At 58.1% G+C, this 17,892-nt stretch carries 21 protein-coding genes and 1 tRNA gene; 20 read left to right on the top strand and 2 right to left on the bottom strand.

Going from position 1 to position 17,892, the window contains the following annotated elements:
* The first annotated feature begins 19 nt into the window (after positions 1-19).
* From FGF54_RS01015 to FGF54_RS00930, 17 genes are all read left to right on the top strand, one after another.
* Complete coding sequence (locus tag FGF54_RS01015) at positions 20-799, top strand: DUF1217 domain-containing protein (RefSeq protein ID WP_142778671.1); 780 nt, start codon at positions 20-22, stop codon at positions 797-799.
* 1 nt (position 800) lies between these two features.
* Positions 801-1,535, top strand: coding sequence for a flagellar basal-body rod protein FlgF (flgF, locus tag FGF54_RS01010; RefSeq protein WP_004432506.1), 735 nt, complete (start codon positions 801-803; stop codon positions 1,533-1,535).
* Positions 1,536-1,546: 11 nt separating this feature from the next.
* A complete protein-coding gene (fliI, locus tag FGF54_RS01005; RefSeq protein ID WP_142778670.1) occupies positions 1,547-2,953 on the top strand; it encodes a flagellar protein export ATPase FliI in 1,407 nt (468 codons plus the stop codon).
* A 42-nt stretch (positions 2,954-2,995) separates the two neighbouring features.
* Positions 2,996-3,520 carry a hypothetical protein gene (locus FGF54_RS01000; RefSeq protein ID WP_246666950.1) on the top strand — a complete coding sequence of 175 codons (525 nt, stop codon included), beginning with the start codon at positions 2,996-2,998 and terminating at the stop codon, positions 3,518-3,520.
* A 171-nt stretch (positions 3,521-3,691) separates the two neighbouring features.
* The gene (flgB, locus tag FGF54_RS00995; protein WP_142778668.1) at positions 3,692-4,084 is read left to right on the top strand and encodes a flagellar basal body rod protein FlgB; all 393 of its coding nucleotides are present in this window, start codon (positions 3,692-3,694) and stop codon (positions 4,082-4,084) included.
* A 3-nt stretch (positions 4,085-4,087) separates the two neighbouring features.
* Positions 4,088-4,507, top strand: coding sequence for a flagellar basal body rod protein FlgC (gene flgC, locus FGF54_RS00990; protein WP_004432501.1), 420 nt, complete (start codon positions 4,088-4,090; stop codon positions 4,505-4,507).
* Complete coding sequence (locus tag FGF54_RS00985; protein ID WP_020811276.1) at positions 4,504-4,839, top strand: flagellar hook-basal body complex protein FliE; 336 nt, start codon at positions 4,504-4,506, stop codon at positions 4,837-4,839. Before flgC ends, FGF54_RS00985 begins: the two co-directional genes overlap by 4 nt.
* An 18-nt stretch (positions 4,840-4,857) precedes the next feature.
* Positions 4,858-5,646, top strand: coding sequence for a flagellar basal-body rod protein FlgG (gene flgG / locus FGF54_RS00980; protein WP_004432499.1), 789 nt, complete (start codon positions 4,858-4,860; stop codon positions 5,644-5,646).
* Between the two features lie 20 nt (positions 5,647-5,666).
* Positions 5,667-6,155, top strand: coding sequence for a flagellar basal body P-ring formation chaperone FlgA (flgA, locus tag FGF54_RS00975; protein ID WP_059760559.1), 489 nt, complete (start codon positions 5,667-5,669; stop codon positions 6,153-6,155).
* On the top strand, positions 6,152-7,273 hold the full coding sequence (locus FGF54_RS00970) for a flagellar basal body P-ring protein FlgI (protein WP_004432497.1): 1,122 nt from the start codon (positions 6,152-6,154) through the stop codon (positions 7,271-7,273). The genes flgA and FGF54_RS00970 overlap by 4 nt, the downstream gene beginning before the upstream one ends.
* Positions 7,270-7,806 carry a MotE family protein gene (locus FGF54_RS00965; RefSeq protein ID WP_004432496.1) on the top strand — a complete coding sequence of 179 codons (537 nt, stop codon included), beginning with the start codon at positions 7,270-7,272 and terminating at the stop codon, positions 7,804-7,806. The genes FGF54_RS00970 and FGF54_RS00965 overlap by 4 nt, the downstream gene beginning before the upstream one ends.
* Positions 7,803-8,522: a flagellar basal body L-ring protein FlgH gene (gene flgH, locus FGF54_RS00960; RefSeq protein ID WP_020810646.1), complete on the top strand. Its 720-nt coding sequence runs from the start codon at positions 7,803-7,805 to the stop codon at positions 8,520-8,522. Before FGF54_RS00965 ends, flgH begins: the two co-directional genes overlap by 4 nt.
* A 28-nt stretch (positions 8,523-8,550) precedes the next feature.
* A complete protein-coding gene (locus FGF54_RS00955; protein ID WP_035259607.1) occupies positions 8,551-9,051 on the top strand; it encodes a flagellar basal body-associated FliL family protein in 501 nt (166 codons plus the stop codon).
* Complete coding sequence (fliP, locus tag FGF54_RS00950; protein WP_059760555.1) at positions 9,048-9,785, top strand: flagellar type III secretion system pore protein FliP; 738 nt, start codon at positions 9,048-9,050, stop codon at positions 9,783-9,785. Before FGF54_RS00955 ends, fliP begins: the two co-directional genes overlap by 4 nt.
* 372 nt (positions 9,786-10,157) lie before the next feature.
* Positions 10,158-11,078, top strand: coding sequence for a flagellin (locus FGF54_RS00945; RefSeq protein ID WP_004432490.1), 921 nt, complete (start codon positions 10,158-10,160; stop codon positions 11,076-11,078).
* Between the two features lie 408 nt (positions 11,079-11,486).
* Entirely contained in the window at positions 11,487-12,449 is a 963-nt protein-coding gene (locus FGF54_RS00935; RefSeq protein ID WP_142778667.1) for a flagellin, read from the top strand.
* A 240-nt stretch (positions 12,450-12,689) separates the two neighbouring features.
* On the top strand, positions 12,690-13,631 hold the full coding sequence (locus FGF54_RS00930) for a flagellin (protein ID WP_059760551.1): 942 nt from the start codon (positions 12,690-12,692) through the stop codon (positions 13,629-13,631).
* Positions 13,632-13,927: 296 nt separating this feature from the next.
* Here FGF54_RS00930 and FGF54_RS00925 read toward each other — a convergent pair whose 3' ends face one another.
* Positions 13,928-14,434, bottom strand: a complete 507-nt coding sequence (locus FGF54_RS00925; RefSeq protein WP_142778666.1) for a hypothetical protein — start codon at positions 14,432-14,434, stop codon at positions 13,928-13,930.
* A 539-nt stretch (positions 14,435-14,973) separates the two neighbouring features.
* On the opposite strand from FGF54_RS00925, the gene FGF54_RS00920 reads away from it, so the two are divergent.
* A complete protein-coding gene (locus FGF54_RS00920; protein WP_142778665.1) occupies positions 14,974-15,519 on the top strand; it encodes a hypothetical protein in 546 nt (181 codons plus the stop codon).
* A gap of 406 nt (positions 15,520-15,925) precedes the next feature.
* Here FGF54_RS00920 and FGF54_RS00915 read toward each other — a convergent pair.
* Positions 15,926-16,000 (bottom strand) — tRNA-Thr (locus FGF54_RS00915).
* A gap of 155 nt (positions 16,001-16,155) precedes the next feature.
* Here FGF54_RS00915 and FGF54_RS00910 point away from each other — a divergent pair.
* Both FGF54_RS00910 and murA read left to right on the top strand, forming a co-directional pair.
* Complete coding sequence (locus FGF54_RS00910) at positions 16,156-16,422, top strand: hypothetical protein (protein WP_142778664.1); 267 nt, start codon at positions 16,156-16,158, stop codon at positions 16,420-16,422.
* A gap of 103 nt (positions 16,423-16,525) precedes the next feature.
* A complete protein-coding gene (murA, locus tag FGF54_RS00905; protein ID WP_004432483.1) occupies positions 16,526-17,818 on the top strand; it encodes a UDP-N-acetylglucosamine 1-carboxyvinyltransferase in 1,293 nt (430 codons plus the stop codon).
* The last annotated feature ends 74 nt before the right edge of the window (positions 17,819-17,892 follow it).

The following is a 17,892-nucleotide window of genomic DNA, read 5'->3' as shown; positions in this document are numbered from 1 at the left end:
AAACGAGAGCGGCGGTTCAGTGACTTCCACCTACACCAGCTACAGACTGATCAGTCAGGATATCGGCAAATCGCTTGAGCGGGTGTCGGAGCAGCCCGACGTGGCGCGCGAGACCGAATATTATCGCGCGAAGATCGGCGATGTGAAATCCATCGACGACTTCATGGCCGATACGCGCCTTTACAATTACGCGCTGAAGGCCCACGGGCTCGAGGACATGGCCTATGCCAAGGCCTTCATCCGCAAGGTGCTGACGGAAGGCACCTCGGACAAGGACGCCTTTGCCAACAAGCTTTCCGACAGCCGTTATTCGGATTTTGCGAAGTCGCTGGATTTTGCCGGCCTGGGGGCCGCGGCAACCTCCACCGAGGCCGCCAAATCGGGCGTCATCGGCAAATACACCCGCCAGACGCTGGAACAGGAAGCGGGCGACGACAATAACGGCGTCCGGCTTGCCCTTTATTTCGAACGCAAGGCGTCAACCATCACATCCGGCCTCGACTTTCTGGCCGACGATGCGCTCGCGCAGGTGTTTCGCACGGCCTACAACCTTCCCGACGAGTTTGCCGCCGCCGATGTCGACAAACAGGCGGCGCTCATCGAAAAAACCATCGATATCAAGGATCTGCAGGATCCCGAAAAGGTCGGCAAGCTGCTCGAGCGTTTCACCATCATGTGGGAAATGCAAAACCCCTCGACGACCTATGACCCTCTGGCCGTTTTCGGCTCCTCCAGCGGCTACGGCATTTCCCCGGACCTGCTGATCTCCATCAACTCCCTGAAACTCGGAGGCAAATGATATGCAATCCGGACTATACGTCGCCCTGTCCTCGCAGATCGCGCTGGAGCGCCGTCTCACCACCATTTCCGACAATATGGCGAATGTGAACACGGTCGGCTTCCGCGGCTCCGAAGTGAAATTCGACGAAATGGTCGCCAAGAACCACAATGACATGAATGCCCGGGTGGCCTTCGTTTCGCAGGGCAACGACTATCTTTCCACCCGTCAGGGCGCTTTCGAGCAGACCGGCAATTCCTTCGATTTCGCCATCAAGGGCGACGCCTGGTTTTCGCTGGATACGCCCGATGGCCAGATTCTGACCCGCGACGGCCGTTTCACCATGCGTCCAGACGGCGCGCTCATCTCCTCGAACGGTTATCCCGTTCTCGATGCCGGCGGCGGTCCGATCCAGCTCAATCCGAATGGCGGCCCGATCACCGTCGGTCTCGACGGCGCCATCCGGCAGAACGAAAACATCGTCGCTACCCTCGGTATCTTCCAGGCGGATTTCTCGCAAGGGTTCCTGCGTCATCCCAATAGCGGCGTGAAGCCGGTGGCCCAGCCGGTTCCGGTGGTCAACAATCATGAAGTCGGCGTCGTTCAGGGTTATCTCGAACAGTCGAACGTCAACGGCATTTCCCAGATGACCCAGCTCATCCAGGTCAACCGCGCCTTTGAAAGCATCTCCTCGCTGATGCGCGATACCGAATCGACCTTCGGCGAAGGCATCAAGACGCTTGGCGGCGCGCGTTGAGGAACTGAGTAATGACAATGCCGGAATCCATGCTCTCGGCTGACGCCATTTCACCGAAGCTCGCACAGCTCGCCAGCCTTGCCGGGCATTATACCGATCCTGAGTTTTCGGTGGCGCATGGCGGGCATGTCCGCACCATCGCCGCCGGGCACTATACGGTTTCCGGCCTGTCACGGCATGTGCGGCTCGGAGAATTCGTCGCCCATCGCAGCGCTACCGGCATTCATCTCGGCGAAGTGGTGCGCGTGGAACCGGACATCTGCTATGTCTGCCCCATCGAGCCCGGCGAGCCGATCGGCATTCACGACACCGTCATCCGCAAGGGCGCTTTCCGCGTCTCGCCCGACGATAGCTGGTGCGGACGCACCATCAATGCGCTCGGTGAACCTATCGACGGCCAGGGTCCGCTGGCCTCCGGCATCGAGCGCCGTTCGATTTCCAACAATGCGCCACCCTCGATGACGCGCAAAAGGGTGGAAACGCCTTTCAAGACCGGTGTGCGGGCAATCGATATCTTCTCGCCGCTTTGCCTCGGCCAGCGCCTCGGCATTTTCGCCGGTTCCGGTGTGGGAAAATCCACGCTGCTGTCGATGCTCGCCAAGGCAGACGCCTTCGACAAGGTGGTAATTGCGCTTGTCGGCGAACGCGGCCGTGAAGTGCGCGAATTCATCGAAGACACGATGGGCGAGAATATGAGCAAGTCCATCGCCGTCGTCGCGACAAGCGATGAAAGCCCCATGCTGCGCAAGATGGCGCCGCTTTCCGCCGTCACCATCGCCGAACATTTTCGCGATCAGGGCGACAATGTTCTTCTCATCATCGACAGCGTGACGCGCTTTGCCCATGCGATCCGCGAAGTGGCGGTCGCTTCGGGCGAGCCGCCGGTGGCGCGCGGCTATCCGGCCTCGGTCTTCACCGAACTGCCGCGCCTTCTGGAGCGGGCGGGACCGGGCGCGGAAGGCACCGGCACCATCACCGCCATCGTCTCCATTCTGGTGGATGGGGACAATCACAACGATCCGATTGCCGATTCGACCCGCGGTATTCTCGATGGCCATATCGTGCTCGACCGCAGCCTTGCCGAAGAAGGCCGTTACCCGCCGATCAATCCGCTCGCCTCGATCTCGCGTCTCGCAAAAAAGGCCTGGACACCGGATCAGGAAAAGCTGGTGTCGCGCCTCAAGGCGCTGGTGCATCGCTTCGAGGAAACGCGCGATCTTCGCCTCATCGGCGGTTATCGGCCCGGCACCGATCCTGATCTCGACATGGCGGTGAAGCAGGTCCCGATCATCTATGAAACGCTGAAACAGCTGCCGAGCGAACCGGCGGCGCAGGATGCCTATGCCGATCTGGCGACCGCATTGCGCGGGGGAGCACAGAATGGCCAGCCCCAGGTAAACCCGAGAATGAGAGGCTGACCCGTGAACAGGAAGCGGAACGACACTAGCCACGATGAAGACGTGCTGCCCAGGCCCGTTTTCTTTACGCCTGACCGTATTCTCGCATGGACGGGCATCGGGCTTGCGGCTGCAGCAGCCTTTTTCCCCTGGTACGTGTTTTTCAACGAAGAAAAATTCGGCATGAAGGTGGCGGGCGGCGACCGCACCCGCGATCTGCCCCATACCGGCCCGCGGGAGGTCTTCAGCGTTTCGCCGATGGCCATGACCAACCGCAACAAGGAAGATACCCCGCCGCCGGCGGATCTGCCCGACATGTTGACGACGGCGACCGTGAACGCAGGCGGCAAGGAAAAACAGAACAATCTGGCAGCCGGGATCGAGGATCAGCCCTTCCCCGGCCAGACCTCCTTCCGTCTGCTGCATGTTTCCAACGGGCGCGCCCTGATCGAGGACGGTTCGGGCATGTATATGGTGAGGGTTGGTTCGACCCTGCCGGACAATGAGTTGCTGACGAAGATCGAGCAGCGCAACGGCGAATGGCTGATAGAGACGTCTTCCGGGAAAACTTATCGCCCTGAAAAATAGAAGATTTTTCTCTGGTTCAAAAGGCGCGCCGCATCTGCCGGCGCGCCTTTTTTGTTTTGGGCAGGCCGCATCCATATCCGCGTCTTGCGCCGTTCCGCACCTTCTCCCCTCTCCGCAAGTCTGACGCAAGATTAGCCCCGTAGGTTCGGGCCATACGAGATGGAGAAGTCTATGCAACCGATTCAACTGTTCGATCTGGCATCCCGCCAAGCGGAATGGCTGAGCGTGCGGCAGGAAGTCGTGGCGACCAACATCGCCAACGCCAACACACCCAAGTTCCGCGCCAAGGATGTCAGCCCTTTCGAAGCGGTCATGCAGGCCACCACCCAGCAGGTCGGCATGGCGAGGACCAACCCTGCCCACTTCGGCGAGAGCACCCTCAGCGACAATATCGCGGTGCGCGACAACCCGGTCAATAACGAGATCGGCATGCAGGAATCGGGCAATTCGGTCGCGCTTGCGGAAGAAATGACCAAGACCGGCGAGATCAAGCGGCAGTACGAGCTGAACGCCAATCTCGTCAAATCCTTCCATCGCATGATGCTGATGACGGTTAAGAGGTAAGCCATGGATCCCTTGAGTGCGGCGAGCAAGATTGCCGGCAGCGGCCTGGAAGTGCAGTCCACGCGACTGCGCATCGTCTCCGAAAACATCGCCAACGCCCGATCGACCGGCGACACCCCCGGCGCCGACCCCTATCGCCGCAAGACCATCACTTTCGGTTCCGAGCTCGACCGCGTCAGCGGCGTGGAGCGCGTGACGGTGAAGAAGCTCGGCGTCGACCGTGGCGATTTCGTCAACGAGTACGATCCCGGCAACCCGGCCGCCGACAGCAACGGCATGGTGAAGATGCCGAACGTCAATATCCTGATCGAAATGGCTGACATGCGCGAAGCAAACCGCAGCTACGACGCCAATCTTCAGGTCATCCGCCAGACACGCGACCTCGTCGCCTCCACAATCGACCTTCTGAAGGCATCGCAATGATCGACGGTATCAAGCAAGTCAGTTCCCTTTCGCTCACCCGCGGCGCAAGCGGCATTTCCTCACTGACGGAAAGCGTTTTCGGCAGCGAGCAGACGACGCCCGCCCAGCAGACGGGCGCAAGCTTCGCCAGCGTTCTCGGCAATATCTCGGTGGATGCGATGAACAATCTGAAGAAGGCGGAAGTCGCTTCCTTCGAAGGTATTCAGGGCAAGGCGAATACGCGTGAAGTGGTCGATGCCATGCTTTCGGCCGAACAGTCGCTGCAGACCGCCATCGCGCTCCGAGACAAGATCGTGTCGGCCTATCTCGACATTACCAAGATGCAGATCTAGCCCAGCAGGAATATTGACATGAGAGCTCTTGCCATCGCTGCCACCGGTATGGACGCCCAGCAGACCAATCTGGAAGTCATCGCCAACAACATCGCCAATATCAACACCACCGGTTACAAGCGCGCGCGTGCGGAGTTCACCGACCTTCTTTACCAGACCGAGCGCATGCAGGGCGTGCCGAACCGCGCTAACCAGGCGATCGTGCCCGAAGGCGCAAATATCGGCCTCGGCGTGCAGACCTCGGCCGTGCGCAACATCCACACCCAGGGCAACCTGATCGAGACGGGCAACAAGCTGGATGTCGCGATTATCGGCCAGGGCTGGTTCCAGATCGAGGCGGCGGACGGTTCGACGCTCTACAGCCGCGCCGGCGCCTTCAACAAGAATGCCGACGGCAATCTGGTGACGATCGATGGCTATAACGTCATTCCGAACATCAATATCCCGACCGATGCACAGGACATCACCGTTACCCGCACGGGACAGGTGACCGCCCGTATCGGCAATGCCACGGAATTCACCGAACTCGGCCAGCTCACCATCGCCAACTTCGCGAACGAAGCCGGCCTGAAGCCGCTCGGCGACAACCTCTTCGCCCAGACGCCGGCCTCCGGCGACGCGGTGATCGGCGTGCCTGACGATCCGAGCTACGGCTACATCAAGCAGTCCTATCTCGAAGGCTCGAACGTCGACGCCGTCAAGGAAATCACCGACCTGATCACGGCGCAGCGCGCCTACGAGATGAATTCCAAGGTCATCACCACCGCTGACGAAATGGCTTCGATTGTCAGCAAGAACCTGAAGTAAGAACGGAAAGGCAGGCGAACATGAGGTTTGGCCGGAAACATAGCAGCAGCAGAACGGCGCTCGTCCGTATATGCCTTGCGTCTGCCTTTTCACTGGGCGCCCTGACGCCCGCTCTTGCCCAGGCGCCGATGGCGCTGGTTCCCACCCGCACGATCTATCCGGGCGAGACGATCACGCCCGAACAAGTGAAGCCGGTGGAAGTGACCAATCCCAATATTTCCTCGGGTTATGCGAGCGACATCAGCGAAGTGGAAGGCATGATCTCCAAGCAGACCCTGCTTCCCGGACGCACGATCCCCGTTGCTGCCCTGCGCGAACCCTCGCTGGTGGTGCGCGGCACCAGCGTCAAACTCGTCTTCACCATCGGCAACATGACGCTGATGGCTTCGGGAACGCCGATGACCGACGGCTCGCTCGGCGAAATCGTGCGGGTGCGCAACATCGATTCCGGCGTCATCGTCAACGGCACGGTCATGAAGGACGGAACCATTCAGGTGATGGCGAAATGAGAGTGCTTCGTATCCTGGCCGCAGCCATTCTGTTTTCGGCCCAACCCTTCCTTTCCGTTCCGGCAGCCCACGCGGATACATCCCGCATCAAGGATATCGCATCGCTGCAGGCGGGACGTGACAACCAGCTGATCGGTTACGGTCTCGTGGTCGGTCTGCAGGGCACGGGCGACAGCCTGCGCTCCTCGCCGTTTACCGAGCAATCCATGCGCGCGATGCTGCAGAATCTCGGCATCACCACGCAGGGCGGCCAGTCGAACGCCAAGAACATCGCCGCCGTGATGGTGACGACCAATCTGCCGCCCTTCGCCAGCCCCGGCAGCCGTGTCGACGTGACGGTCAGCTCGCTGGGCGACGCCTCGTCGCTGCGCGGCGGCACGCTCATCATGACCTCGCTTTCCGGCGCGGACGGCCAGATTTACGCGGTCGCCCAGGGTGCGCTGATCGTCAACGGCTTTTCCGCACAGGGCGATGCCGCGACGCTGACGCAGGGCGTCACCACCTCCGCCCGTGTGCCGAATGGCGCGATCATCGAGCGGGAGCTGCCGTCCAAGTTCAAGGATTCGGTCAATCTGGTCCTTCAGCTGCGCAATCCGGATTTTTCGACGGCGGTGCGCGTCGCCGATGTCGTCAACGCCTTTGCCCGCGCCCGTTATGGCGATCCCATCGCCGAGCCGCGCGATTCGCAGGAAATCGCGGTGCAGAAACCCCGTGTCGCGGATCTCACCCGGCTGATGGCGGAAATCGAAAACCTGACCGTGGAAACGGATACGCCGGCCAAGGTCGTCATCAACGAGCGCACCGGTACGATCGTCATCGGCGCGGATGTGCGCATTTCCCGCGTCGCCGTCAGCTACGGAACGCTGACCGTGCAGGTGACGGAATCGCCGCAGGTCATCCAGCCGGCGCCATTCTCGCGCGGCCAGACGGCCGTGCAGCCGCAGACGGATATCATGGCATTGCAGGAAGGCAGCAAGGTCGCCATCGTCGAAGGGCCTGACCTTCGCACGCTGGTTGCCGGTCTCAACAGCATCGGGCTCAAGGCGGACGGCATCATCGCCATTCTGCAAGGCATCAAATCCGCCGGCGCCCTTCAGGCGGAGCTTGTGCTGCAATGATGGAAACTCGCAAGAACAACGCTTTCCCAAATGGTCTTGTCCGCTTCGCGGCCGTCGCCTCGCTACTTTTCCTGCTTCCCGCTGCTGGCGCCGAAAGCCAGCAGAACGTGGTTTCGGAACTCAGCACGCAGGATGAAATCCAGAAATTCTGCACCAACATCGCCGATGCGGCCCGCGACCAGCGCTATCTGCTGCAAAAGCAGGAGCTGGAAAAGCTGCAGTCCGACGTCAACGAGCGCATTGCCGTGCTGGAAGACCGCAAGGCGGAATATGAGGACTGGCTGGCCCGCCGCGAACATTTCCTCAATCAGGCGAAAAGCAATCTCGTCGATATCTACAAGACGATGAAGGCCGATGCCGCCGCGCCCCAGCTCGAAAAGATGCATGTGGAAATAGCGGCCGCCATCATCATGCAGCTACCCCCGCGCCAGTCGGGCCTCATCCTCAGCGAGATGGATGCGCAGAAAGCCGCTGTCGTCGCCGGCATCATGTCGCAGGCAACCGATAAAAACACTTCGAAGGATCCTTCATGAGCACGCGTCGTCTTCCGGCCCTCCTCCTGCCGCTCGCCTTGCTTGCCGGCTGCCAGAACAACCAGACCCTGAAGGAAATCGGCAACGCACCCGCGATGAGCCCGATCGGCAGCGGTCTGCAATTCAGCCAGACACCGCAAATGGGCATGTATCCGAAGCAGCCGAAGCATATGGCGAGCGGCTATTCGCTGTGGAGCGACAGCCAGGGCGCCCTGTTCAAGGATCTGCGCGCGCTCAACATCGGCGACATCCTGACCGTCAACATCCAGATCAACGACAAGGCCGATTTCGACAACGAGACCGAGCGCAACCGCACCAATTCCAGCGGTTTGAACTGGAAGGCGGATGCGCAGGTGTTCGGCTGGAACCCGAAGGCCGACTCCAGCATCAATTACGGTTCCGACACCGACACCCAGGCAAAGGGCAAGACCAAGCGTTCTGAAAAGCTGACGCTGCTGGTGGCCGCCGTGGTGACCGGCATTCTGGAAAACGGCAACCTCATCATCAGCGGTTCGCAGGAAGTGCGCGTGAACCACGAAATCCGTATCCTCAATGTCGGCGGTATCGTCAGGCCGCAGGATGTGGATGCACAGAACATGATCTCCTACGAGCGCATCGCCGAAGCGCGCATCTCCTATGGCGGTCGCGGACGTCTGACGGAAGTGCAGCAGCCCCCGGTCGGGCAACAGGTCGTCGACCTGTTCTCGCCGCTCTGACCTCGGCACACGGGAACGGGACTGACCCATGGAAAACGAACAGGCTGAGGGCAAGAAAAAATCCTCCCCTCTGGTCATGACCATCGCAGGCGTTGCGATCCTCACGCTGCTCGGCGCGGGCGGCGGCTGGCTGGTGGGCGGCATGATCGCGCCGAAGATCGCCGGCGCGGAGGCGCATGCCCCGGCTGCCGCCGGCGGACACGGCGAGAAAAAGGAAGAAGGGATCGAGAAAATCTCGGCCGAGGCGAACGGCATCGTCCAGCTCGATCCCATTACCACCAACCTCGCCTATCCCTCGACGAACTGGGTGCGGCTGGAAGTGGCGCTGATGTTCAAGGGACCGGTCGAGGTGGGTCTGGCGGAAGATATCCACCAGGACATCATGGCCTATGTCCGCACCGTTTCCCTTCAGCAGCTGGAAGGGCCTCGCGGCTTTCAATATCTTAAGGATGACATTCAGGAACGAGTTGACCTGCGCTCTCAAGGACGCGTATCCAAGGTCATGTTCCGGACCTTTGTCATCGAATGATTCGATTTCTTGTAACCATCGCCGTCCTCCTTGCCTTGCCGGGTCTTGCCAGTGCCCAGCAATTTCCCTCCGATCTGTTCAACACGCAGATAGACGGCTCCGTCGCGGCATGGATCATCCGCACCTTCGGCCTGCTGACGGTTCTCTCGGTCGCGCCGGGCATCCTGATCATGGTCACGAGCTTCCCGCGCTTCGTGATCGCCTTTTCGATCCTCAGATCCGGCATGGGACTGGCTTCGACTCCGTCCAACATGATCCTGCTGTCGATGGCGATGTTCATGACCTTCTACGTCATGTCGCCCACCTTCGACAAAGCCTGGACCGACGGCGTGCAGCCGCTTCTGCAGAACCAGATCAACGAACAGCAGGCCGTGCAGCGCATCGCCGAGCCCTTCCGCACCTTCATGAACGCCAATACGCGTGACAAGGATCTGAAGCTTTTCGTGGATATCGCCCGCGAGCGCGGCCAGGAAGTGATGACCGACAATGTCGTCGATTACCGCGTGCTCGTTCCGGCCTTCATGCTGTCGGAAATCCGGCGCGGTTTCGAGATCGGTTTTCTCATCATCCTGCCGTTTCTGGTCATCGATCTGATCGTCGCCACCATCACGATGGCGATGGGCATGATGATGCTGCCGCCGACCTCGATTTCCCTGCCGTTCAAGATCCTGTTCTTCGTGCTGATCGACGGCTGGAACCTGCTGGTCGGTAGTCTCGTCAGATCGTTCAACTGACGGCCTCTGTGCCTGATTGACACCCGTTAACCCTGTTTTTTAACCCCGCGTGCCCAGGTACGCGGGTTTTGCGCATTTTAACGCTTTGGTTACCAGTTTTTCTGGCGACTTGGTAACTATCTTTTTAAATAAAAAAATTACCATTTAACTAAATCAAAAAGTAACCATAAGTATTTTCCAATATTTCTTGGCCACCAAATTAATAATTGGGCAATTTTTCGCTGCGAATTTCTTTCTACACGCAGCGGGTTTGGTTTCTGAAACTAAGCATTTCCGAACCGAGTGGCATGAAGCCGAAACGTTGCGACCGGTAATACCAAACCCGGTATGTCCCCACTCCAGTATCTCGTAAAAACAAGGGACACATTTATTATGGCAAGCATTCTCACCAACACCAACGCAATGGCCGCTCTCTCGACCCTGCGTTCCATCGCTTCCGACCTGTCGACCACGCAGGACCGCATTTCTTCCGGCCTGAAGGTTGGTTCGGCTTCGGACAACGCTGCTTACTGGTCGATCGCGACCACCATGCGTTCCGACAACAAGGCTCTCGGTGCAGTATCTGACGCACTGGGCATGGGCGCCGCCAAGGTTGACACCGCATCTGCCGGTATGGAAGCCGCTATCGATGTTGTCACCCAGATCAAGGCCAAGGTCGTTGCCGCAAAGGAAGAAGGCGTCGACAAGACCAAGATTCAGGAAGAAGTTACCCAGCTTCTCGATCAGCTGAAGTCGATCGGCACGGGCGCTTCGTTCAACGGTGAAAACTGGCTCGTTTCCACCGGCAACGCCACCAAGACGGTCGTATCCGGCTTCGTCCGTGACGACAACGGCAATGTAAGCGTCAAGACGACGGACTACGCGCTGGATGCATCGTCCATGCTCTACACCGAAGCGACGCCGGGCACGATCGATGCCAACTCCGGTATCCTGAACGCTACCGGTGCAACCACCACCGTCGGCGCCAAGACCTACACCCAGATTTCCGTTCTCGACCTCAACGTCGGCACCGATGACCTGGACAACGCTCTTTACTCCGTTGAAACGGCCCTGACGAAGATGACCAGCGCCGGCGCCAAGCTCGGCTCGCTGTCTGCACGTATCGACCTGCAGACCGACTTCGCCGACAAGCTGTCCGACTCCATCGAAAAGGGTGTTGGCCGCCTCGTCGACGCCGACATGAACGAAGAGTCCACCAAGCTGAAGGCTCTGCAGACGCAGCAGCAGCTGGCAATCCAGGCTCTGTCGATCGCCAACAGCGACTCGCAGAACATCCTGTCGCTCTTCCGCTAAGAGCTGAACTTCTCATAGCCCTTCGGGGCTGGGGGACCCATTTTCTTCCCACATGCATTCGGGGGCTGACCAAATGCATATCCGGGCAGAAAGCATAAAGGTTCGATAGGCTGAATCGAACCGAATGCACCAGACAGGCCGCATCCCGAATAAGGATGCGGCCTTATCTTTTTTTTAAATATTTCGGGATACGCGCGCGCACGCGCGAGAGTTGTAATTTTGAATTTTCATAATGCTGATTTTCTTTTCCCGCTTATCAATTCATTAACCAAACTGGCGTTACCTAAGCTCATCGAAACGGCGAGCTAACGTTAAAAATCAGCCAGTTAGCAGGCATGATGCTGTGCGCCGTTCCCGGTGAAACCGGAATGTCCCTTCTTTAATCAGCCATTCAAGGGGCACACTACTATGACGAGCATTATTACCAATGTCGCAGCAATGTCTGCGCTCCAGACTCTGCGCACCATCGGCCAGAACATGGAATCCACCCAGGCACGCGTTTCCTCCGGCCTCCGCGTTGGCGAAGCTGCTGACAATGCTGCCTACTGGTCGATCGCGACCACCATGCGCTCCGACAACATGGCGCTTTCCTCGGTTTCCGACGCTCTCGGCCTCGGCGCTGCCAAGGTAGACACCGCTTCTGCCGGTATGGAATCGGCAATCGAAGTTGTTAAGGAAATCAAGGCAAAGCTGGTCACGGCAACTGAAGAAGGCGTCGACCGCACCAAGGTTCAGGAAGAAATCGATCAGCTGCAGAACCAGCTCGTATCGATCGCACAGGGCGCATCCTTCTACGGCGAAAACTGGCTCGTAGGCACTTCGACCCTCGGCGCTACCACGCCCGGCACGGACCCGGACAAGTCGGTCGTTGCTGGCTTCGTTCGCTCCACCGGCGGTGCCGTTAACGTCACGACCACGAAATACGCCCTCGACAACACCGCAACCGGCAACACTCTTTTCGGTTCGGTTGACGCCACGGGCGCCCCCGACACGAGCGGTATTCTCGGCACGACCGGAACGTTCACGACTGTCACCGCTCAGTCCGTCTACACACTGGACATCACCCAGTATGCAGCCGCAGACCGCGCCACCAACATGGCCGAAGCACTGACGCTGGTTGAAAACGCTCTCAAGGCAATGACGAGCGCCGCAGCCAAGCTCGGCTCGCTCTCCATGCGTATCGGCCTGCAGGAAGACTTCGCTTCCAAGCTGTCCGACTCCATCGACAAGGGCATCGGCCGCCTCGTGGACGCTGACATGAACGAAGAGTCCACCCGCCTCAAGGCCCTGCAGACCCAGCAGCAGCTCGGCGTTCAGGCTCTCTCGATCGCCAACAGCAACTCCGAAAGCATCCTGTCGCTCTTCCGTTAATCGAAGACCGAAAGCGAAAAAATCAACCGCGCCGAAAGGCGCGGTTTTTGTTTGTGCAATTGACTGCAAAATTCATTAATTTCTTGATTAAGACTTCATTAACCAAATCACCGCTAAATCAAGCCATCGAAACGACTCGTTAACCAAGACGAAAAAGAGGTTAACAGGCATCACGCCGCGTTGTCGTTTCCGGCGATCCCGGAATGTCCCTTCCCATTTAGCCAGCTCAGAGGGGCAATTATGACAAGTATTCTGACAAACACCGCCGCCATGTCGGCGCTTCAGACACTGCGTGCAATCAGCGGCCAGCTCGAAGACACGCAATCCAGAGTTTCTTCCGGGCTGCGCGTTAAGACGGCTTCCGACAACGCCGCTTACTGGTCGATCGCGACCACCATGCGTTCGGACAACATGGCCCTTTCCGCGGTTCAGGATGCACTGGGACTGGGTGCCGCGAAGATCGATGTCGCTTATTCCGCAATGGAAAGCGCCGTCGAAGTCGTGAAGGAAATCAAATCGAAAATCGTCGCGGCAACCGAAGAGGGCGTCGACAAGACGAAGATCCAGGAAGAAATCGACCAGCTGAAAAAGCAGCTGGAATCGATTGCGCAGGGCGCATCTTTCAGCGGTGAAAACTGGTTGCTGGGCACCGGCGCAAAGACCGTCGTTTCCGGCTTTGTCCGTGACGGCAGCGGTTCCGTCAACGTGACGAAAACCGACTATACGCTTATCGATACGACGACCGCGACAGAAACACCCAATGTGATTTTTGGCCTGACCGGCACGCCCGCAACGCTCGACACCACAAAAGGCATCATCGGAGAGGCCGGAGTAGCCTCGGGCATTTCCGTATGGGATATCGATCTCAAACTTTTCGATAGTGCAACGCCCCCGACCTACACGATCGGCAATCTTCTCACCGATGTCGAAACCGCGTTTCAGTCGCTCAGCAGCGCATCTTCCGCCCTCGGCTCCATCAAGATGCGCATCGGCCTGCAGGAAGACTTCATCTCCAAGCTCACCGACTCCATCGACAGCGGCATCGGCCGCCTGGTGGATGCGGACATGAACGAAGAATCAACGCGCCTCAAGGCATTGCAGACACAGCAGCAGCTGGGCATCCAGTCGCTTTCCATCGCCAATACCAGTTCCGAAAATATCCTGTCGCTATTCCGTCAGTAAGCGGCGCCCGATGGCTACGGGCGGTTTCGTCCCGCTCTGGCAGCAACAGAATATTCGGATATGGAAACCGCGCTTCGCAAGGGGCGCGGTTTTCCATTTGCCGCGAAATGCGTGGCGCGCGCATGCATCAACCGCCGCAGGCGACCGGTTCAACAACCGCGTAAACATTTGAAACTTTGGAGAGAAATGGTGCTGCTAGAGAGATTTGAACTCTAGGTTTTTTATGTAAAATCTATAGTTGCCACTGATTTTGTAACGATGTGACGACCATTTACTTGGAATGCTTTTCTGCCATTTCAGCTTTTTCTCTCACTGCGAATGAAGGTATTTGAAGCCGTGTTTCTCCAAAGAGCATCTTGAACGGTTGCGATGACATGACGCGAAATCGCGTCCTTCAAACCGCGATCAAGATTGGCTTGAGGTATCAACACATGGTGCGAATCGCCGGGTTCTATGGTGACAGGGCATTTGTCATCGACCTCGAAATTTTCTAGCGAAGAATAGCACCAGCCTACGTATCGCGGTATCCGGCGGTATTTGAAGATATCCAAGATCCGCTCCCGGACACCGACACGCCGGTAGGGATATAAAAGTGAAATACCTACAATCCTCACCGGCTTTGATGATGGGTTTTGAATAGCCACGGACAATCCTGATACGTAATCGCCGTTAACCTTATCTATTCCGAATAAAATTTTGACGCGGACTTTGCCACGCGATTGAAAAATATTCCAAAAGAATACAGCGGTGGAGAGTAACGCGGCATATACCGCGAGGATTTCAGTCAACGAGAATTTTCCCATGGCCCCTCCCTCTAAGTTAGCACCTCGCTTTGTTGCCGGAGTTCTTTGAGCAGAACTTCGTTTCGAGATCGCCGGGGCAAAAGCCCCGACGAACAAGCACCACCATGAACGGCTACGCCGTCGAGCAGACGCGTTTTAGCGCTGTGCAATTAACTACAGCAGCGCCAATGGCCAGTCACGTATTCCAACCTACCGAAACGGCGGCGGATATACGCGCAGACCCAATGGCAAGCGCGATGGGACAATGAATGCCCTCCACTGGAGGACTCTTGAATGTCGGATGGACTTGCGGTATAAAGACCCGCGAGGGAGACTTTATAGCAGTTTCCATCTTATCCCGCCGTCGAGTCTGTCGAAGGCCCGGCGGGACCGGAACCGGCCCTACCACGTGGTGCAAACACTGGTAGGGCCGTTTTCTTTTCCGGCATTCATGTCGGCGAATATAACCGCTGAACCATTCCGACACAAGTCCCTCATTCAGACCTTGAATGCGCGTCTATTCACGCCTACGATCAAATTCATTCACGGAGAAATTCCCAATGTCGGATATCGCGCTAAAGAATGCAGAAACAAAGAAAAAACAACTAGTTACAAGGAGAATAGCTCTCCATCAAGAGATCGCCCAACTCGACGAACAAATAGGGAAAATCGACTCATTCATTCAAGATTGGCATCTATTTGCCGAATCGCTTCCTGAGTTATCCACAGGGCAATTCACGGATTCGCAGGCTTTGTCCACAGAATCACCCTCTCCACCCGCGAGGCGCACTACAGGAAATTCACGAAAGGAGGACGTCGCAGATGTTGCATACGAAATCATCTTTGAACGGGAACACCCTGTATCTAGAGATGAGCTTTTGAATGAGGTCACCCAGAGAGGAATGGTGATAGAGGGTAAAGATCGGCCGGGCGTGTTCACGACAATGATGTGGCGAATGCGAGATCGTATAGTGAAATTGGAGAGCGGAGGTTATTGGCTTGCCGATGTCGAATATCCGCCAGAAAACTATTTCCCGCCCCAGAATATTGGTTTTGATGACGTGCTTGGTTCCCCCGCGAGTAAATCCTCCGACGTATTTGAGTGAGCCGTTCAGGGATGGTGAAGAGGGGTGTGGCCGCCTTTTCCGCTCCTTCTCGCCGTGATGGGAAACTGGACTACCTGTCTATACCGAGCTAGTCGATAACTACCATCAAGGGGAAACGGACATTGCGCCAAGTCGCAGTCATCGCGTGAATTTCGGCTGCACGCCGCCGACGTATAGTCGGTCACCACCCTCGAGAAGCATTTGGTCGGCCTGAAAGCTTCGCGAAGCTCTGTTTTGTTGTCGAGGAAGGAACGTAGCTGTTCCAAGATCACAAGCCGAGCGAAATACCAGCCTGCACTAAGCAAAGACTTGGGTTGGCGAGCGATTGGGCATCTTCCGTTTTTAACGGAAAATTGGACAAAAAGCCTGAGAATGCAAGGCCACCAACGATTTCAGTGGGATAAAATGGTGCTGCTAGAGAGATTTGAACTCTCGGCCTCTCCCTTACCAAGGGAGTGCTCTACCCCTGAGCTATAGCAGCATCCGGTGCCGAAGCGTTTGCTTCAGCATCAAGCGTGGCGGCCTATTGCCATAGGTTTTTGACGAGCGCAAGTCGCAAAACGATATTCTTCATCAAGCGGGGCAAAAAAGCGTGCCCCCTGTTGAAAAATACATTTTTCAGATATTGCTGAATCTATGAACGAACATCATGACAAACAGGCAAAGGCAGCGGTTTCCGCCGGCTCTTCCGCGGAAGCATCCGCCCCGGTGGCCGATGGCAAGCCGCAGGCGGGGCCTGGCGAAAAGGCGCGGCAGCGCGAGGCGGAACGCAAAGCGCGGGCGGCCAAGAAGCTTCGTGAAAATCTTTTAAAGCGCAAACGGCAGGTTCGCGCGCGCCGTGCCGGCGAAGAGGACGAGACGATTGGCCTGCCTGCCGCAAAAACGGACGAATCATCCTCATAGAGAATTCACCAAGCATAAATTGAAACGCCGCGGAAATTCGTCTAAGGACGCGCCTTTCCGCAAGGCACGATAAAGAAAGGCGGGCACAGGCCCGTAGGGACGCATGGATCGCATCAGAATTACGGGTGGCAACAAGCTAAACGGCATCATTCCCATCTCCGGCGCCAAAAACGCCGCCTTGCCGTTGATGATCGCATCGCTTCTGACCAGCGACACGCTGACGCTCGAAAACGTGCCGCATCTGGCGGACGTGGAACAGCTCATCCGCATTCTCGGCAATCATGGCGTCGATATTTCCGTCAACGGTCGCCGCGAAAGCCAGGGCGAAGCCTATTCCCGCACCGTGCACTTCACCTGCCGCACCATTGTCGATACCACCGCCCCTTACGAGCTGGTCTCCAAGATGCGCGCAAGCTTCTGGGTCATCGGCCCGCTTCTGGCGCGTGAGGGCCGCGCCCGCGTTTCCCTGCCCGGCGGCTGCGCCATCGGCACGCGCCCGGTCGACCTGTTCATCGAGGGCCTTGAGGCGCTCGGCGCAACGATGGAGATCGATGGCGGCTACATCAACGCCACAGCGCCCAAGGGCGGCCTGATCGGTGCGGTTTACACCTTCCCGAAGGTTTCCGTCGGCGCGACACATGTGATGCTGATGGCCGCAAGCCTTGCCCGCGGCACCACCGTCATCCACAACGCAGCCCGCGAGCCGGAAGTAGTGGACCTGGCGCAATGCCTGATCGCCATGGGCGCGAAGATCGAAGGCGCCGGCACCTCCACCATCACCATCGAAGGCGTGACCTCTCTCTCCGGCGCGCGCCACCGCGTTCTGCCGGATCGCATCGAAACCGGCACCTATGCCATGGCAGTGGCAATGACCGGCGGTGACGTGGTGCTGGAAGGCACGCGCGCAGCGCTGCTCGACAACGCGCTCGACACGCTGAGGCTTGCAGGCGCCACGATCAGCGAGACGGAGACAGGCCTTCGCGTCGTGCGCAACGGCAACGGCATCCAGCCGGTCGATATCGTCACCGAGCCCTTCCCCGGCTTCCCCACCGACCTGCAGGCGCAGTTCATGGCGCTGATGACCCGCTCGCAGGGTGTTTCGCATATCACCGAAACCATCTTTGAAAACCGCTTCATGCATGTGCAGGAACTCGCCCGTCTCGGTGCGAAGATTTCGCTTTCCGGCCAGATGGCCCGCATCGAGGGCGTCTCCCGCCTGAAGGGTGCGCCTGTCATGGCGACCGACCTGCGCGCTTCCGTATCGCTGGTCATTGCCGGCCTCGTGGCGGAGGGCGAGACCATGGTTTCGCGCGTGTACCACCTCGATCGCGGCTTCGAACGCCTCGAGGAAAAGCTCACCCGCTGCGGCGCGCTGGTCGAACGCGTCAGCGATTGATCCTGTCTTTGCCGCTCATCCGTTTTCTACCCGTTGCAGAGTGGGCCCGGACTGCCTATTTCCAATGTAAGTCA

The sequence above is a fragment of the Agrobacterium sp. T29 genome (assembly GCF_006970545.1).
Classification (GTDB): domain Bacteria; phylum Pseudomonadota; class Alphaproteobacteria; order Rhizobiales; family Rhizobiaceae; genus Agrobacterium; species Agrobacterium leguminum.
The sequence above is the reverse complement of the archived record's forward strand: the minus strand, read 5'-3'. Positions and strand labels throughout refer to the sequence as shown.

Excerpts from the sequence above, each read along its gene's own strand:
- flgF (WP_004432506.1), top strand. The coding sequence starts at position 801 with ATGCAATCCGGACTATACGTCGCCCTGTCCTCGCAGATCGCGCTGGAG.
- fliI (WP_142778670.1), top strand. The coding sequence starts at position 1,547 with ATGACAATGCCGGAATCCATGCTCTCGGCTGACGCCATTTCACCGAAG.
- flgB (WP_142778668.1), top strand. The coding sequence starts at position 3,692 with ATGCAACCGATTCAACTGTTCGATCTGGCATCCCGCCAAGCGGAATGG.
- flgC (WP_004432501.1), top strand. The coding sequence starts at position 4,088 with ATGGATCCCTTGAGTGCGGCGAGCAAGATTGCCGGCAGCGGCCTGGAA.
- FGF54_RS00985 (WP_020811276.1), top strand. The coding sequence starts at position 4,504 with ATGATCGACGGTATCAAGCAAGTCAGTTCCCTTTCGCTCACCCGCGGC.
- flgG (WP_004432499.1), top strand. The coding sequence starts at position 4,858 with ATGAGAGCTCTTGCCATCGCTGCCACCGGTATGGACGCCCAGCAGACC.
- flgA (WP_059760559.1), top strand. The coding sequence starts at position 5,667 with ATGAGGTTTGGCCGGAAACATAGCAGCAGCAGAACGGCGCTCGTCCGT.
- FGF54_RS00970 (WP_004432497.1), top strand. The coding sequence starts at position 6,152 with ATGAGAGTGCTTCGTATCCTGGCCGCAGCCATTCTGTTTTCGGCCCAA.
- FGF54_RS00965 (WP_004432496.1), top strand. The coding sequence starts at position 7,270 with ATGATGGAAACTCGCAAGAACAACGCTTTCCCAAATGGTCTTGTCCGC.
- flgH (WP_020810646.1), top strand. The coding sequence starts at position 7,803 with ATGAGCACGCGTCGTCTTCCGGCCCTCCTCCTGCCGCTCGCCTTGCTT.
- FGF54_RS00955 (WP_035259607.1), top strand. The coding sequence starts at position 8,551 with ATGGAAAACGAACAGGCTGAGGGCAAGAAAAAATCCTCCCCTCTGGTC.
- fliP (WP_059760555.1), top strand. The coding sequence starts at position 9,048 with ATGATTCGATTTCTTGTAACCATCGCCGTCCTCCTTGCCTTGCCGGGT.
- FGF54_RS00945 (WP_004432490.1), top strand. The coding sequence starts at position 10,158 with ATGGCAAGCATTCTCACCAACACCAACGCAATGGCCGCTCTCTCGACC.
- FGF54_RS00935 (WP_142778667.1), top strand. The coding sequence starts at position 11,487 with ATGACGAGCATTATTACCAATGTCGCAGCAATGTCTGCGCTCCAGACT.
- FGF54_RS00930 (WP_059760551.1), top strand. The coding sequence starts at position 12,690 with ATGACAAGTATTCTGACAAACACCGCCGCCATGTCGGCGCTTCAGACA.
- FGF54_RS00925 (WP_142778666.1), bottom strand. The coding sequence starts at position 14,434 with ATGGGAAAATTCTCGTTGACTGAAATCCTCGCGGTATATGCCGCGTTA.
- FGF54_RS00920 (WP_142778665.1), top strand. The coding sequence starts at position 14,974 with ATGTCGGATATCGCGCTAAAGAATGCAGAAACAAAGAAAAAACAACTA.
- FGF54_RS00910 (WP_142778664.1), top strand. The coding sequence starts at position 16,156 with ATGAACGAACATCATGACAAACAGGCAAAGGCAGCGGTTTCCGCCGGC.
- murA (WP_004432483.1), top strand. The coding sequence starts at position 16,526 with ATGGATCGCATCAGAATTACGGGTGGCAACAAGCTAAACGGCATCATT.